The organism is Streptomyces spirodelae (assembly GCF_017676385.1).
Taxonomy (GTDB): domain Bacteria; phylum Actinomycetota; class Actinomycetes; order Streptomycetales; family Streptomycetaceae; genus Streptomyces; species Streptomyces spirodelae.
The window spans coordinates 389,009-405,460 of sequence record NZ_JAFFZN010000002.1 but is presented as its reverse complement, the minus strand read 5'-3'; the positions used below and the strand labels follow the sequence as shown (position 1 = coordinate 405,460).

General features: G+C 71.0%; 12 protein-coding genes. 4 read left to right on the top strand and 8 right to left on the bottom strand.

Going from position 1 to position 16,452, the window contains the following annotated elements:
- Position 1: 1 nt before the first annotated feature.
- The gene (locus JW592_RS04110; protein WP_209263443.1) at positions 2-940 is read right to left on the bottom strand and encodes an ABC transporter ATP-binding protein; all 939 of its coding nucleotides are present in this window, start codon (positions 938-940) and stop codon (positions 2-4) included.
- A 157-nt stretch (positions 941-1,097) separates the two neighbouring features.
- Between JW592_RS04110 and JW592_RS04105 the strand changes: the two genes are divergently transcribed.
- A complete protein-coding gene (locus tag JW592_RS04105; protein WP_209263442.1) occupies positions 1,098-1,754 on the top strand; it encodes a response regulator transcription factor in 657 nt (218 codons plus the stop codon).
- 42 nt (positions 1,755-1,796) lie between these two features.
- Here JW592_RS04105 and JW592_RS04100 read toward each other — a convergent pair whose 3' ends face one another.
- From JW592_RS04100 to JW592_RS04080, 5 genes are all read right to left on the bottom strand, one after another.
- Complete coding sequence (locus JW592_RS04100) at positions 1,797-2,810, bottom strand: LacI family DNA-binding transcriptional regulator (RefSeq protein WP_229375105.1); 1,014 nt, start codon at positions 2,808-2,810, stop codon at positions 1,797-1,799.
- Positions 2,807-4,462: a glycoside hydrolase family 13 protein gene (locus JW592_RS04095; protein WP_209263440.1), complete on the bottom strand. Its 1,656-nt coding sequence runs from the start codon at positions 4,460-4,462 to the stop codon at positions 2,807-2,809. Before JW592_RS04095 ends, JW592_RS04100 begins: the two co-directional genes overlap by 4 nt.
- 166 nt (positions 4,463-4,628) lie before the next feature.
- Positions 4,629-5,459, bottom strand: coding sequence for a sugar ABC transporter permease (locus tag JW592_RS04090; RefSeq protein WP_209263439.1), 831 nt, complete (start codon positions 5,457-5,459; stop codon positions 4,629-4,631).
- 10 nt (positions 5,460-5,469) lie between these two features.
- Positions 5,470-6,396 (bottom strand): carbohydrate ABC transporter permease, encoded by a 927-nt coding sequence (locus tag JW592_RS04085; protein ID WP_209263438.1) that lies wholly within the window; start codon positions 6,394-6,396, stop codon positions 5,470-5,472.
- A 223-nt stretch (positions 6,397-6,619) separates the two neighbouring features.
- Positions 6,620-7,894: an extracellular solute-binding protein gene (locus JW592_RS04080; RefSeq protein ID WP_209263437.1), complete on the bottom strand. Its 1,275-nt coding sequence runs from the start codon at positions 7,892-7,894 to the stop codon at positions 6,620-6,622.
- Positions 7,895-8,137: 243 nt separating this feature from the next.
- On the opposite strand from JW592_RS04080, the gene JW592_RS04075 reads away from it, so the two are divergent.
- The 3 genes from JW592_RS04075 to JW592_RS04065 all read left to right on the top strand — a co-directional run bounded on the left by JW592_RS04075 (position 8,138) and on the right by JW592_RS04065 (position 11,877).
- Positions 8,138-9,802: a glycoside hydrolase family 13 protein gene (locus tag JW592_RS04075; protein ID WP_209263436.1), complete on the top strand. Its 1,665-nt coding sequence runs from the start codon at positions 8,138-8,140 to the stop codon at positions 9,800-9,802.
- Between the two features lie 25 nt (positions 9,803-9,827).
- Complete coding sequence (locus JW592_RS04070; protein WP_307805278.1) at positions 9,828-10,841, top strand: LacI family DNA-binding transcriptional regulator; 1,014 nt, start codon at positions 9,828-9,830, stop codon at positions 10,839-10,841.
- Positions 10,842-10,944: 103 nt separating this feature from the next.
- Positions 10,945-11,877 carry a phosphatase PAP2 family protein gene (locus JW592_RS04065; protein WP_209263435.1) on the top strand — a complete coding sequence of 311 codons (933 nt, stop codon included), beginning with the start codon at positions 10,945-10,947 and terminating at the stop codon, positions 11,875-11,877.
- Here the strand turns inward: JW592_RS04065 and JW592_RS04060 are convergent.
- A complete protein-coding gene (locus JW592_RS04060) occupies positions 11,862-14,876 on the bottom strand; it encodes a bifunctional [glutamine synthetase] adenylyltransferase/[glutamine synthetase]-adenylyl-L-tyrosine phosphorylase (protein WP_209263504.1) in 3,015 nt (1,004 codons plus the stop codon). The two genes, JW592_RS04065 and JW592_RS04060, sit on opposite strands and share 16 nt — an antisense overlap.
- 198 nt (positions 14,877-15,074) lie before the next feature.
- The gene (gene glnA2 / locus JW592_RS04055; protein ID WP_209240726.1) at positions 15,075-16,436 is read right to left on the bottom strand and encodes a gamma-glutamylpolyamine synthetase GlnA2; all 1,362 of its coding nucleotides are present in this window, start codon (positions 16,434-16,436) and stop codon (positions 15,075-15,077) included.
- Between the last annotated feature and the right edge of the window lie 16 nt (positions 16,437-16,452).

The window sequence follows — 16,452 nt, the reverse complement described above, 5'->3', positions numbered from 1 at the left end:
GTCACACCCCCGCTTCCGCGCCGGTGCGCGGCGCCTGGCCGTACTCCACGCTCCGGGACGTCAGCCGCATGTACGCCTCCTCCAACGAAGCCTCCTCGGCGCGCAGTTCGTACAGGTGTACATGTTCCTCATGGGCGAGGTCGCCGACGCGTTCGAGCGGTACGCCGGTCACGGACAGCTCGTCCGGCGCGGGCCGGGCCACTTCGGTCCCCTCGCGTACGAGCCGGTCCGCCAGCACCGCCAGCCCGCCGTTCCGCGGTCCGCGTACCCGCACGGAGCGGCGGGTGCCGGCCGCGACGACGTCCGTGACGGGACCGTCGGCGAGCAGCCGTCCCCGGCCGATGACAACGAGCCGGTCGGCGGTCAGCTGCATCTCGCTCATCAGATGGCTGGAGAGGAAGACAGTGCGGCCCTCGGCCGCCAAGGAGCGCAGAAAGGTGCGCACCCACAGCACACCGTCGGGATCGAGGCCGTTGACGGGCTCGTCCAGCAGCAGCACCTCGGGGTCGCCGAGCAGGGCGGCGGCGATGCCCAGCCGCTGGGCCATCCCCAGCGAGAAGGAGCCCGCGCGTCTGCCGGCGACATCGGAGAGTCCCACGGCGCCGAGCACCTCGGGCACCCGGCGCGTGGGGATGCCGTTGCTGCGGGCCATGGCCAGCAGGTGCTGGTGCGCGGTGCGCCTGGGGTGTGCCGCGCGCGCGTCGAGGAGCGCGCCGGCCACCCGCAGCGGATGGGCCAGCTCGGCGTACGGCGTGCCGCGGACCAGTGCGGTGCCGCTGGTGGGACGGTCCAGCCCCACGGCCATCCGCATGGTGGTGGACTTGCCGGCGCCGTTGGGGCCGAGGAAGCCGGTCACCTTGCCGGGGGCCACCTCCAGCGTCAGGTCGTCGACGACGGTCTTGCCGCCGTATCTCTTGGTCAGTCCGCGCAATGTGAGCATGCCTGGGACGGTAGGCGGCGGCCGGAGCCGCAGGCAGTGCACATTGGTCGTCGGTGCACTGCACTTTCGTCAAGGTCCGGCCCGCCGCCGGGGAGGCCGGGCCCGTGCTGGGTTAACGTGCTGCCGTGGACGGGGCGGAAGCGGGGGCGGGAAGACGATGATTCGGGTACTGCTGGCGGACGACGAGGCGATGATCCGGGCCGGGGTGCGGGCGATCCTGGCGTCGGCGCCGGACATCGAGGTCGTCGCGGAGGCGGCCGACGGGCTGGAGGCCGTCGAGCTGGCGCAGCGGCACCGCCCCGATGTGTGCCTGCTCGACATCCGGATGCCGAGGCTGGACGGGCTGCGGGCCGCGGCCGAGGTGCGGCGCACGTGCCAGGACAGCGCGGTGATGATGCTGACCACCTTCAGCGAGGACGAGTACATCTCCACCGCGCTCGGCTCGGGCGCCGCCGGCTTCGTCCTCAAGTCGGGCGATCCGCACGAGTTGCTGTCGGGCGTACGCGCCGTCCACGAGGGCGGCGCCTACCTCTCCCCCGTCGTGGCGCGGCACGTCCTCACCCAGATGGCCGCCGGGCAGCTGAGCCGCCGGGCGACCGCGCAGGCCCGCACCGCCGCCCTGACCCCGCGCGAGCGCGAGGTGCTGGGCCTGGTCGGCGCGGGCCTGTCCAACGCGGAGATCGCCGGACGGCTGCACGTGGTCGAGGGCACGGTGAAGACGTACGTCAGCCAGATCCTGGCCCGTCTGGAGATGAAGAACCGCGTCCAGGCCGCGATCCTCGCCTACGAGGCGGGGCTGGTGCCGTCCTCGTAGAAGGAGCGCCCAGCGGAGCAGCGCCCAGGGCCCGTGGCCGGCTCAGCCACGCGGCACGTGTGCCGTCGAGCCCCGTACGACCAACTCGGGCTGGAAGACGAACTCCGTCTCGGCCATCGGGCTGCCGCCCATCGGCTCCAGCAGGGCGTGCACGGCGGCGTTGGCCATGGCGCGCACCGGCTGGCGCACGGTGGTCAGCGGCGGATCGGTGAAGGCGTTGAGCTCGGAGTCGTCGTAGCCGACCACCGAGAGCCGGCCTGGTACCGCCAGCCCGCGCTGGCGTGCGGCGCGGATGGCGCCGAGGGCCATCATGTCGCTGGCGCACACGATGCCCGTGCAGCCCTCGTCGATCAGCGCCCCGGCGGCGGCGTGGCCGCCCTCGACGGTGAACAGGGTGTGCTGGATGCGCGGTTCGGCCCCCGCCTGCTCCATCGCGCTGGTGAAGCCCGCGACCTTGCGCCTGCTGGGTACGAACCGCTCGGGGCCGACGGCCAGTCCGATGCGCCGGTGTCCCAGCTGGAGCAGGTGGTCGACGGCCATCGCGGCGGCTGCCCGGTCGTCCGGGGAGACGAACGGCGCCTGGATGCGGTCGTTGTAGCCGTTGATCAGGACGAACGGCACACCCCGCTCGGCCAGCCGGGCGTAGCGGGCGGGGTCGGCCGTCAGGTCGGCGTGCAGTCCGGAGAGGAAGATGATCCCGGACACGTCGCGCTCGACGAGCTGGCCGACCAACTCGTCCTCGGTCGCGCCGCCCAGCATCCGGGTCCCCAGCACGGGTGTGAAGCCGTATCCGGACAGGCACTGCTCGATGACCTGGGCGAAGGCCGGGAAGATCGGGTTGGTCAGCTCGGGGATGACCAGCCCGACCAGCCCGGCGCTGCGCTGCCGGGCGCGCGCCGGGCGCTCGTAGCCGAGCACGTCCACCGCGGCCAGCACCCGCTGCCGAGTGGCCGCGGCCACGCCCGGCTTGCCGTTCAGTACCCGGCTGGCCGTGGCCTCGCTGACCTCGGCCTGTGCGGCGATGTCGGCGAGGCGCGCGGTGAGGGAGGTGGTCATCCGGCGGCCCACCATGCGGTCGTGTCCCCGGGCAGTACCGGTCGGCCGGAAGCCCCGTGCCGGGTCAGCGAACCGCTGGCCAGCAGCAGTTCGCCCGGCTGGAAGTCCAGCTCCGCCGGCTGAGTGCGGGTGTTGGCCGCGCAGACGAACGCGCCGCGCCGGAAGGCCAGCACGCCCTCGGGGGCGGGCAGCCACTCCAGCGGTGCGCCGTCGCCCAGCTCGGGCCGCTCCCGGCGCAGCCGCAGCGCGGTGCGGTAGAGCTCCAGGGTGGATGTTGCGTCACCTGTCTGAGCGGTGACGGACAGCGCACCCCAGCCGGGCGGCTGCGGCAGCCAGCTGCCCCCGCTGCCGAAGCCGTAGGAGCTGCCGCCGTCCGCGTCCTTCTCCTCGGCCCAGGGCAGCGGCACCCGGCAGCCGTCGCGGAGCCCGTCCTGGCCGTTGTCCCGGAAGAAGGAGGGGTCCTGGCGCGCCTCGTCGGGCAGCTCGGTCACCTCCGGCAGCCCCAGCTCCTCACCCTGGTAGAGGTACGCGGAGCCGGGCAGCGCCAGCATCAGCAGCGAGGCGGCCCGGCCCCGGGCGTGGCCGCCGCCGAGCCGGGTGCGGTGGCGTACGACGTCGTGGTTGGACAGCACCCAGGTGGCGGGTGCGCCGACGGCGCCGAGCGAGCTGAGGGAGGCGTCGATGACCTCGCGCAGCGCCGCCGCGTCCCAGCCGGTGTTCAGATAGTGGAAGTTGAACGCCTGGTGGAGTTCGTCGGGGCGTACGTACAGCGCGGTGCGCTCGGCGCTGGGCGTCCACGCCTCGGCGACACCGACGCGCTCGCCCGGGTACTCGTCGAGTACCTGTCGCCAGGAGCGGTAGATCTCGTGCACCCCGTCCTGGTCGAAGAACGGCAGCTCGGCAGTGCCCAGCAGCTTCAGCTGCCCGGTGCTGCCCATGTCGGGCAGCCCGGCCGCCTTGACCAGGCCGTGCGCCACATCGATCCGAAAGCCGTCCACGCCCATGTCGAGCCAGAACCGCAGCACGGACCGGAACTCGTCGCGGACGGCGGGGTGGTCCCAGTTGAAGTCGGGCTGCTCCGGCGCGAACAGGTGCAGATACCACAGCCCCGGCGAGCCGGGCACCGGGCTCCAGGCGGGGCCGCCGAAGACGGACTCCCAGTCGTTGGGCGGCAGTTCGCCCGCCGGCCCCTTGCCGGGGGCGAAGTGGTAGCGCTCCCGGGCGGCCGCGTCCCCCGCGAGGGCGCGCCTGAACCACTCGTGCTGGTCGGAGGAGTGGTTGGGGACGATGTCGGTGATCACGCGCAGCCCCAGCGCGTGCGCGTCCCTGATGAGGGCGCCGGCATCGTCCAGGGTGCCGAACATCGGGTCGATGGCCCGGTAGTCGGCGACGTCGTATCCGGCGTCCGCCTGCGGTGACGCGTAGAAGGGGCTGAGCCAGACGGCATCGACGCCGAGCTCGGCCAGGTGCGGCAGCCGCTGCCGTATCCCCGGCAGGTCGCCCATGCCGTCGCCGTTGCCGTCGGCGAAGGAGCGCGGATACACCTGGTAGATCACCGCCTCCCGCCACCAGTCGGCTGCGCCGTGCGACGCCGCCGGGGCAGCCTCTTCCACGGCGCCTTCGGCCTGGGGGGCACTGCTGTGCTGAGTCATGTCGTCCCTGAAGAGTTGAGGTGACGCGCCCCCGAAGGGGCGCGGGCCTGTGTCGATATGCGGCTCCGCCGCGTGGGCGCGAGCGGCCGACGACGAGCCGCGGTCCGCGGTGCCGGTCAGGGGCACCTCCGACCGCACAAGGGAGGGCCCGCTTCGGACGCGCGGCCTACGACTTGGTCGCTCCTGCGGTCAGCCCGCCGACCAGATGCCGCTGGGCGAAGCCGAAGACCACGGCCGCCGGTACGGCGATGACGACGGCGGCCGCCGTCATGGAGCCCCAGTCGGAGCCGTACCGGTTGACGAAGGTCTGCAGACCGCCCGCCAGCGTGAGGTTCTCCTCACCGGTCATGAAGGCCGTCGCATAGGCGACCTCCGCCCAGGCGGTCACGAACGTGTAGAACCCCGTGACGGCGATCCCTGGCTTGGCCAGCGGCAGGATCAGCCGCCAGAACGTGCCGAACGGGTTGAGCCCGTCCACCCGGCCCGACTCGTCGATGTCGACGGGGATCGTGTCGAAGAACCCCTTCATCATCCACGCGCAGAACGGCACCGCGATCGTCAGATACGTGATGATCAGCCCCACCGGCTGGTTGAGCAGCCCCAGCTTGGCCATCGTGTTGTACAGCGGGACGATCAGCACGGCCATCGGGAACATCTGCGTGATCAGCAGCACCCACATCAGCGGCCGCATCCCCGGGAAGCGGAACCGGCTGAGCGCGTACCCGGTGGTGGCCGCGATCAGCACGCCGGTGACGGTGGTGCCGACGACGACGATCAGCGAGTTCCCGAACCAGGTGAGGAAGTGGGTGTCGGCGATGACATGCCGGTAGTTGGCGAAGGTGAAGTTCTTCACCAGCGCCGTCGTGAACGCCTCGCTCTCCGGCTTGAAGGAGGTCACCAGCAGCCAGAGCGGCGGGAAGAGCGCGCACGCCGTGCCCAGCAGGAGGCCCGCGTGGAGACCGGCGGAGGCGAGGGGACTTCTCTTGGTTGTTCTCATGGCTTCGTTGTCACCACGCCTCTCCCTGGCGGCGCAGCGCCCGCCGGTAGACCATCGTGAACAGGCAGAGCAGCAGCAGAATGAGCACGCCCCAGGCCGCCGACGTGGCGAAGTCGCGCGGGCTGTTGACGAACGACAGCCGGAACGCGTACGTCACCAGGATCTCCGTCGAGTCCTCGGGGCCGCCCCGGGTGAGCAGGAAGATCACCGGGAACATGTTGAACGTCCAGATGGTGCTGAGCAGGATCACCGTACTGCTGACGGAACGCACGCCCGGCAGCGTGATGTTGCGGAACCGCTGCCAGGGCCCGGCCCCGTCCATCTCGGCCGCCTCGTACAGCTCGCCGGGTATCGCCTGGAGCGCGCCCAGCATGGCGACGATCATGAACGGCACGCCGAGCCAGACGTTGACCGCGATCACGGAGACCTTCGCCCACGTCGGGTCCCCCAGCCACGGCACCCCCTCGATGCCGCCGCCGTCCAGCACTTTGTTGAGCAGGCCGTTCTTCTCGTTGAACAGCATCTTCCAGGCGAAGACGGAGACGAAGGCGGGAATGCCCCAGGGCACGATCATCGCCACCCGGTAGAAGGAGCGGCCCCTCACCTTGCGGTTGAGCATCACCGCGAGCGTCAGACCGAGGGTGAAGGTCACGCCGACGCATGCGGTCGTCCACATCGCGGTCCAGCCCAGCCGGTCCCAGAAGACACTCTCGGACAGGATCGCCTTGTAGTTGTCCAGGCCGACGAACTCATAGGTCGCCGGGATGTGGTTCACACCGATGGTGCGTTCGACGTTGGCCTCGTCGGCGTCGGTGAGGGAGAGGTAGATCCCGCGGGTGAGGGGGTAGCCGATGATCAGCCCGATGACCAGGGTCACCGGGGCGATCATGGCCCATGCGTACCAATGTCTCGCCGCCCACGTTCTGACCCGCCTCATGTTGAAGCCTTTCACTCGTCTCCGGGGCTCCGCCCCTACTGGGCCCCCGCCGCGTTGTGGACGCGGGCCCCGTTTGTTGCTTCGGCTGCCGCCGACAGGTCGTGTCGAGGGGCGAGCCCCCCGACGCCCGTCCGGCGAGGCCCCGGGAGTTGGGGGGGGCGGAGCCCCCCAACAACGAGAGGGAGCAGAGGGCCGGGCCCTCGGCCATTGGAGGCGGCGCCCGTTACTTGTAGTCCTTCAGGAGCTTGCGGAACTTCTCCCCCATCGTGGAGGCCGCCTCATCAGGCGACTTGCCCCCGGCAAGAACCCCGTCGACGCCCACCCGAATCGGCTCGAAGAGCGAATTGCCCTCGGCGATCCAAGGCCGCTGCACCGCCTTCTTCACGGCCGGCCGGAAGAACTTGACCATCTCGTTGCGGCGTACGGACGGCTGCTCGTAAACAGACTTCCGCGTGGGCAGGAGCGACAGCTCCTCCGTGGTGCGGGCCTGCACCTTGGCGCTGCTCATGTACTTGACGAACTCCTGCGCGGCCCGCATGTTCTTGGTGCCCGCGTAGACGGACAGGTTCCAGCCGCCCTGGGGCGAGCCCTGCGCCTTGCTGCCGGCCGGTACGGGGGCAACGCCCAGGTTGTCCCCCTTGGCTCCCTTGAACTCCTTGCCCTCGCGGGCGAGCGCGATGTCCCAGGGGCCGTCGATGATCATGGCGACCTTGCCCTCCTGGAACGCCTTGATGCCGTTCTCCTGGCCGTCGCTGGAGTCGGTGATCGCCGCCTTGGAGTCGACGAGGTCCTTCATGGTGGCGAGGGCCTGTACGCCGGGCTTCTCGTCGACGGTGACCTTCTTGTCCTCGGTGTCGATCAGGTCGCCGCCCTCTCCGTAGAGGTAGGGCAGGAACCAGTAGGGGTCGTCGCCGCGCAGATACAGCGCGGTGGCGCCGGTCCTGTCCTTGATCTTCTTGGCGTTCTTCTTCAGCTCGGCGAAGGAGGTGGGCACCTCGACGCCCGCCTTCTTCAGCAGCCGCTTGTTGTAGAAGAGGCCAAGGGTGTCGGTGACCTGCGGCGCCGCGTAGGTCTTGCCCTTGAACTTCGTCGAGCCTGCCGCCGTGGCGAGGTAGTCCGACTCGTTGTCGAGGGCGGGGGTGCCGTCCAGCGGGGCGAGGTAGCCGAGGTTGGCGAAGTCGGCGACCCAGGCGACCTCGGTGCGCATCACATCGGGGGCTCCGGAGTTGCCGCCGGCCGCGTTCTTGAACTTCTGGTTGGCGTCGCCGAAGTTGACGTGCACGTACTTGACGTTCACCTTCGGGTACTTCTTCTCGAAGTCTTCGGCGATCTTCTTGTAGGTGCCCTTCTCGCCGTCGTTCGAGGTGTCCCAGTAGGTGACGGTGCCCTCGATCTTGCCGTTCGAGTTGCTGTCGGCGCCGTCCGAATCTCCGCCGCAAGCCGTTGCCGCAAGTGCCAGCCCCGCTACCAGCGCGGTGGCGCCTATGCCACGCCGCATGTCCGATCCCTCCGCAAGGTGAAAGGGCGCGCCTCGATTTCTGTTGGCCTGTGGCGGCGCCCGGCTGCGGAGGAACGTAACAGCGGTGACACCTGAAGGAAAGACCTTGCCGCAATTTTCTGCAAGGATGCGAGGGGCCTCGTTGGGGCACGTAACCCCATGACCGCGTCCGCGTTGTGACCGTTGACACCGGCTTGCCACACTTAGCGACCCGTACCGGGTCCCGCCCGATAGGGAAGACTTGTGACCCAGCACGTCACGACCCAGCACACCGCCGACTCCGACCCGGCCCCGGCCGGTCACCGTCCGCCGCAGTCCCCGCTGGGCTGGTGGCGGGACGCCGTCATCTACCAGATCTACGTCCGTTCCTTCGCCGACAGCGACGGCGACGGCGTGGGCGATCTGCCCGGTTTGCGGCAGCGGTTGCCCTACCTGGCCGAGCTCGGCGTGGACGCGGTGTGGCTGACGCCGTTCTATGCCTCCCCGCAGGCCGACGGCGGCTACGACGTGTCCGACTACCGCACGGTCGACCCCCGCTTCGGCGACCTGGGCGAAGCGCGGGCACTGGTGGACGAGGCGCACGCGCTCGGGTTGCGGATCATCCTCGACATCGTCCCCAACCACACCTCCGACCAGCACCCCTGGTTCCGGCGCGCGCTGGCGGGCGACCCCGAGGCGCAGGCCCGCTACTACTTCCGTGACGGCCGCGGCGAACGCGGCGAGCTGCCGCCCAACGACTGGCAGTCCGTCTTCGGCGGCCCGGCCTGGAGCCAGGTGCCCGGCGTCCCCGCGCTGTGGTACCTGCATCTGTTCGCACCCCAGCAGCCGGACCTGAACTGGCAGCACCCGCGCGTCCACCAGGAGTTCGACTCCGTCCTGCGGTTCTGGCTGGACCTGGGCGTGGACGGCTTCCGGATCGACGTGGCGCACGGCATGGTCAAGGCCGAGGGACTGCCCGACATCGGCCCGCGCGAGCAGGCCCGGCTGATCGGCGCGCAGCAGCTCCCGTTCTTCGACCAGGACGGCGTGCACGAGATCCACCGCTCGTGGCGCCGGCTGCTGGAGACCTACGGGCCCGACCGGATCGGGGTCGCCGAGGCATGGGCCCCGACCCCGGAGCGGCTGGCCCTCTACGTGCGCCCGGACGAGCTGCACCAGGCGTTCAACTTCCACTTCCTGCGAGCCGGGTGGGACGTCGGCGAGCTGCGCAGGGTGATCGAGGAGTCGATGGCCGCCACCACCTCCGTCGGCGCCCCGACCACCTGGGTGCTCTCCAACCACGATGTCGTACGCCACCGCACCCGGCTCGGCTCGCTGGCCAGGGCCCGGGCCGCGGCGCTGCTGATGCTGGCGCTGCCCGGCTCCGTCTACCTCTACCAGGGCGAGGAGCTGGGACTGCCCGAGGTGACCGAGCTGCCCGACGAGGCCCGCCAGGACCCCGCGTTCCACCGGGCACCGGGCACGGCGGCCGAGGGCCGGCAGGGGATGCGCGACGGCTGCCGGGTGCCGATGCCGTGGCAGACAGACGGCCCCTCCATGGGCTTCGGGCCCGCGGGGAGCTGGCTGCCGCAGCCGCCCGGCTGGCGGGAGCTGTCCGTACAGGCGCAGACCGGTGACCCGCTCTCCACCTTGGAGCTGTACCGCACGGCGCTGCGGCTGCGCCGGCTGCTGCCGGGGCTCGGGGACAGCGCGATGGAGTGGCTGCGGGCGCCCGAGGGGGTGCTCGCGCTCTCCCGCCCCGGGCTGGTCTGTCTCCTCAACACCCGCGACGAGGCGGTGCTGACGGCCGCACCGGGGGAGCTGCTGCTGTGCTCCGTCCCGGAGGAGTCCCGGGATTCCATGGAGGCCGGGGCGCCCCCGGGACAGCTGCGTATCCCGGCGAATTCCTGCACTTGGTGGGCAGCGTGATCCAGGGCCGGTAAGGTCCAGTCCTGTGACCGCGCGGCTGGCTGACATCGCAGCACAAGCGGGGGTCAGCGAAGCCACCGTCAGCCGGGTGCTCAACGGCAAGGCGGGAGTGGCGGCGACCACCCGCGAATCAGTGCTGGCCGCGCTCGACGTGCTCGGGTACGAGCGCCCCGTCAAGCTGCGCCGCCGCAGCGAGGGCCTGGTGGGGCTGATCATCCCCGAGCTGGAGAACCCGATATTCCCGGCCTTCGCGCAGGTCATCGCCCAGGGCCTGACCAGGCAGGGCTACACCCCGGTGCTCGCCACCCAGACCCCCGGCGGCTCCACCGAGGACGAGCTGACGGAGATGCTGGTGGACCGGGGCGTCGCCGGGATCATCTTCGTCTCCGGGCTGCACGCCGACACCACGGCCGACGTCGGACGGTACGAGCGGCTGCACGGCCAGGGTGTCCCCTTCGTCCTGGTCAACGGCTTCTCCGAGGGGGTACGGGCGCCGTTCGTCTCGCCCGACGACCGCGCCGCCATGCGGCTGGCCGTCACCCACCTCGTCTCGCTCGGCCACGAACGGATCGGCCTCGCGCTCGGTCCCGAGCGCTTCGTGCCCGTCCAGCGCAAGATCGAGGGCTTCACCCGCACCATGCGGGAGCACTTCCCCACCGACCCCGCGGTGTTGATCGAGCACTCCCTCTACACCCTGGAGGGCGGCCAGGCAGCCGCCACCACGCTGCTGGGCAAGGGCTGCACGGCCGTCGTCTGCGCCAGCGACATGATGGCCCTCGGCGCCATACGCGCCGCGCGGCAGCGCGGACTGGCGGTGCCCGGCGATGTCTCGGTCATCGGGTTCGACGACTCCCCGCTGATCGCCTTCACCGACCCGCCGCTGACCACCATCCGGCAGCCGGTCACTGCGATGGGGCAGGCCGCCGTACGGGCGCTGTTGGAGGAGATCGGCGGCACCCCGGCGCCGCACAGCGAGTTCGTCTTCCTGCCGGAGCTGGTGGTACGCGGCTCCACCGCGTCCCGTAGGAGAAACCCGTAGGCGACGTAGTCACCGGTCCTCCCCCGGGGGGACGACGGCGGAGGCGCAAGACCCGACCGCAGGATGATCGAGCGGCACCCCCCGTCTGGCAGACTGTCGCCCCATGGGGGTACCGACGACGAGGACCGAAGACGACAGCCGGCAGGACACCACCGAAGCCCCGGCGGAGCCGGCCGCTGCGCGTACCGCGACGGCCGCGGACGACCAGGCGGCCGTCGATGCGCGGCGCCCGGAACCCCGCTGGACCCTGGCCCGGTTCCGTTCCCCCCGGCATCCCCGGCTCTGGTTCGAGATCGTGCTGATCGCGGTCAGCTACTGGACGTACTCCCTGATCCGTAACGCCGTCCCGGAGCAGCGCGCCGATGCGCTGCGCAACGCGGACTGGATCTGGCGGGCCGAACACACTCTGGGCATCGCCGTCGAGCAGTCGATCAACCACGCGGTCGGCGGTGTGACGTGGCTCATCGTCTCGATGAACTACTACTACGCCACGCTGCACTTCGTCGTGACCATCGGCGTGCTGGTGTGGCTCTACCGCGCGCACCCGGGGCGGTACGCCGCAACCCGGCTGGTGCTGTTCGCCACGACCGGCATCGCGCTGCTGGGCTACTACCTCTTCCCCCTGGCACCGCCCCGGCTGATGGACGGCGGCCACTTCATCGACACCGTCCAGGTCCATCAGACCTGGGGCTCCATGGCCTCCGGCAACCTCGCGCAGATGTCCAACCAGTACGCGGCCATGCCCTCCATGCACATAGGGTGGTCCGTCTGGTGCGGGATCACCATCGCGATGCTGGCCCGCCCCATGTGGGGGAAGGTTCTGGGAGTGCTCTATCCGCTGGCCACGCTGACCGTCATTGTGAGCACGGCCAACCACTTCTGGCTCGACGCCGTCGGGGGCCTGCTGTGCCTCGCTTTCGGCTTCGGCCTCTCCTGGGCCTGGTACTCCGGCCTGCCGTATCACCTCCCCCGAGTGGTTGAGGGCCCGGCCCGCGGCACCCCGAAGAAAGAGGTTCTCGACTACTCGGCGTCGTAGAAGAGGCGGTCGACAACGGCACGCGCCCGCCGCGTAACCCGACGGTAGTCATCCAGCATCTCCCCCACATGCCCCGGCTCATACCCGAGATACCGCCCCACCGCAGCGAGCTCCCTCGACTCTGAGGGAAACGTGTCACCCGGCCGCCCCCTCACAAGCATCACGGCGTTGCGCACCCGCGAAGCCAGCACCCACGCCTCATCGAGCACATCCGCGTCATCGGCGCCGATCAGCGAAGCGTCCCGCGCGGCGGCCAGCGCGGCCCGCGTACGGGTGGTCCGCAAGGAAGTGAGCTCAGCGCCGTGCCTGAGCTGCATCAATTGCACGGTCCACTCGACGTCGGTGAGCCCTCCACGGCCCAGCTTGGCATGGGTCGTGGGGTCGGCACCCCGCGGCAGCCGTTCGCTCTCCATCCGCGCCTTCAGCCGGCGGATCTCGCGCTCGGCGTCATCGCTCAGGCCGCCCGCGGGGTACCGCAGAGGATCGATCAGCTCGATGAACCGCTCCGCGAGCCCCGCGTCGCCGGCGACGTATTCGGCGCGCAGCAGGGCCTGGCTCTCCCAGACCACGGACCAGCGCTCGTAGTAGGCGGCGTACGAGCTCAGCGAGCGCGCCAGCGCGCCGGACTTGCCCTCGGGGCGCAGGTCGGCGTCGATGATCAGCGGCGGGTCGGAGGTCGGCAGCTGCAGCAGCCGCCGCATCTCGGTGGCGACCGCGAAGGCGGCCTTGCCCGCCTCGTGCTCGCTGACGCCCTCCCGGGGCTCGTGCACGAACAGGACATCGGCGTCGGAGCCGTAGCCCATCTCGCGGCCGCCGAACCGGCCGACGCCGATGACGGCGAACCGGGTGGGCAGCTCGTCGCCCCACTGCTGGCGTACGGCGGCGCGCAGCGCACCCGCCAGGGTTGCGGCGTTGAGGTCGGTGAGCGCGTTGCCGACCCGGTCCAGTGCCTCGCCCGGCTCCTGCTGGGCGACGTCCTCGGTGCCGTACGCGCCGATCAGGTCGGCCGCCGCGGTGCGGAACAGCTCCCGGCGGCGCACTCCACGCGCCGCCGCGACGGCGGCTTCGGCACCGTCGGCGCGGCCCACGGCGGCCAGCGTCTCCTGGGTGAGCGCGGCCCGCGAACGGGGCCGCAGCCCGTTCTCGTCACCGAGCAGCGCGACGGCCTCGGGGGCGCGCAGCAGCAGGTCGGGCGCGAGGCGTCCGGCCGACAGCACACGGGCGAGGTTCTCGGCTGCGGCGCCCTCGTCGCGCAGCAGCCGCAGGTACCAGGGTGATTTGCCGAGCGCGTCGGAGACCTTGCGGAAGCCGAGGAGGCCGGCGTCCGGGTCGGCGGAGTCCGCGAACCAGCCGAGCAGTACGGGCAGCAGGGTGCGCTGGATGGCGGCCTTGCGGCTGACGCCGGAGGCCAGCGCCTCCAGGTGGCGCAGCGCGGAGGCGGGGTCGGCGTAGCCGAGGGCTTCCAGGCGCTGTCGGGCTGCCTGCGGCGAGAGGCGTTCGTGCCCGGCCTCCAGCTGGGCGACGGCGTCCAGCAGCGGCCGGTAGAACAGCTTCTCGTGGAGCCGCCGTACGGCCGAGGCGTGCCGCCGCCAGGCTTTGTGCAGTTCGGTGACGGGCTCGCTGCGGTAGCCCAGCGAGCGGCCGAGGCGGCGCTGGTCGGCCTCGGCCTCGGGCATCAGATGGGTGCGGCGCAACTGGTGGAGCTGGATGCGGTGCTCCATGGTGCGCAGGAAGCGGTAGGCGGCGTCCAGGGCTGCCGCGTCCTGGCGGCCGACGTAGCCGCCGGCGGCCAGCGCGTCGAGGGCTTCCAGGGTGGTGGGGCTGCGCAGTGAGGTGTCGCTGCGGCCGTGGACGAGTTGGAGGAGCTGGACGGCGAATTCGACGTCGCGCAGTCCGCCGGGGCCCAGCTTCAGTTCGCGGTCGAGCTGGGCTGCGGGGATGCTGGCGACCACGCGGCGGCGCATCTGCTGGACGTCGGTGACGAAGTTCTCGCGTTCGGCGGCCTGCCAGACCATCGGCGCGACGGCGTCCACGTACTCGTACCCCAGCACGGCGTCGCCCGCGACCGGACGGGCCTTGAGCAGCGCCTGGAACTCCCAGGTCTTGGCCCAGCGCTGGTAGTAGGCGAGGTGGCTGCTGAGGGTGCGGACGAGGGGCCCGTTGCGGCCCTCGGGGCGCAGGTTGGCGTCGACGGGCCAGATGGTGCCCTCGGCGGTGGTGTCGGAGCAGATCCGCATCATGTGCGCGGCCAGCCGGGTGGCGGCCTTGACGGCCCGCTCGTGCTCGTCGGCGGATTCGGTGCTCCGGCCGGTGGCGGCGGGTTCGGCGACGAAGATGACGTCCACGTCGGAGACGTAGTTGAGTTCGTGGCCGCCCGCCTTGCCCATGGCGATGACGGCGAGCCGGCAGGCGGCCGCGTCCTCGGGTGCCTCTTTCTCGGCGATGGCCAGCGCCCGGCGCAGGGTGGCCGTCGCCAGGTCGGCGAGTTCGGCTGCGGTCTGGGAGAGGTCGCTGGTGCCGCAGACGTCGCGGGCCGCGATGGACAGCACGGCCCTGCGGTAGGCGACGCGCAGCGCGTCGGGGCTGTCGGCGTCGGCCAGGGCCGCCTCGAACTCTTCCACTCCCGGGTGCAGATCGGCCGACTCGTAGGTGACCAGCGCCTCCCAGTCGTGCGGGTGGCCGGCGAGGTGGTCGGCCAGCGCGTCGGAGGCGCCGAGCACGCCGAGCAGCCGGTCGCGCAGCGGCTTGGCCGTCAGGAGGGTGTCGAGGAGCGGCTGGGCTTCCTTGTCGAGCGCTTCGAGGGCTTCGGTGAGCCGGACGAGGCCGAGGAGCGCGAGGTCGGGGTCCGCGGTGGCGCCGAGCGCGTCGAGGAAGAGGGCGTCGTCGCGGACGGGGGCGAGGGGAGGGCTGTCGAGGAGGCGCGCGGCGGTCTCCGGGTCCGTGAAACCGTGCCGCAACAGTCGCCCGTACCGGGTGCCCCGCCGCCCGTCTGGTGTCACGCTCACTCCTCTTGTTCCTCCTTCCCGGGGTCCCGGGGAACCGGGTTCCCGGCGGTCCCGGCCCGGCGCCGCCCGTCTCCTCGGGTGAGGCCCCGCACCCCGGGAGGGACTACAACGTAGCCCCTCCGGAACGTGCGGAGCACGGGTCGGGGGCTGAGCCCCGCGAAACGGTGAAGACCGAAGGCGCAGGGCAGGGGCCTACAGCACCGGCAGGCTCTTGCGCAGCTCGAAGGCGGTGACCTCGCTGCGGTACTCCTCCCACTCCTGCTTCTTGTTCCGCAGGAAGAAGTCGAAAACGTGCTCGCCCAAGGTCTGGGCGACCAGTTCGCTGCGCTCCATGAGGTGGATGGCCTCGCCGAGGTTCTGCGGGAGCGGCTCGATGCCCATGGCGCGCCGCTCCGCGTCGGAGAGGGCCCATACGTCGTCGTCGGCCCCGGCAGGCAGCTCGTACCCCTCCTCGATGCCCTTGAGGCCGGCGGCGAGCAGCACGGCGTAGGCGAGGTAGGGGTTGGCCCCGGAGTCGAGGGAGCGCATCTCGATGCGCGTCGAGCCGGTCTTGCCGGGCTTGTACATCGGTACCCGGACCAGCGCGGAGCGGTTGTTGTGGCCCCAGCAGATGTACGAGGGCGATTCACCGCCCTCGCCCGCGGTGCGGTTGGCGCCGCCCCAGATGCGCTTGTAGGAGTTGACCCACTGGTTGGTGACGGCGGAGATCTCACCGGCGTGGGTGAGCAGTCCGGCGATGAAGGAGCGGCCGACCTTGGAGAGCTGGTACTCGGCGCCGGACTCGTAGAAGGCGTTGCGGTCGCCCTCGAAGAGGGAGAGGTGGGTGTGCATGCCGGAGCCGGGGTATTCGGAGAACGGCTTGGGCATGAAGGTGGCCTGGACCCCCTGCTCCAGTGCGACCTGCTTCATGACCAGACGGAAGGTCATGATGTTGTCGGCCGTGGACAGCGCGTCGGCGTAGCGCAGGTCGATCTCCTGCTGCCCCGGGGCTCCCTCGTGGTGGGAGAACTCGACGGAGATACCCATGGACTCCAGCATGGTGATCGCCTGACGGCGGAAGTCCATGCCGACGTTCTGCGGGGTGTGGTCGAAGTATCCGGAGGAGTCGGCCGGGACGGGGCGGGTGCCGTCCACCGGCTTGTCCTTGAGCAGGTAGAACTCGATCTCCGGGTGGGTGTAGAAGGTGAACCCGAGGTCGGACGCCTTGGCCAGGGCGCGCTTGAGGACGTAGCGCGGGTCGGCGTAGGAGGGGGAGCCGTCCGGCATCAGGATGTCGCAGAACATCCGCGCCGTTCCAGGGGCCTCGGCCCGCCACGGCAGTATCTGGAAGGTGCCGGGGTCCGGCTTGGCGATCATGTCGGACTCGTAGACGCGGGCGAAGCCCTCGATGGCCGAGCCGTCGAAGCCCATCCCCTCGTCGAACGCCTGCTCCAGCTCGGCGGGGGCGACCGCGACCGATTTCAGGAAGCCGAGGACATCGGTGAACCAGAGCCGGACGAACCGGATGTCGCGCTCCTCCAGAGTGCGGAGGACGAATTCCTGTTGCTTGTCCATGGGGCCTATCCTTGCA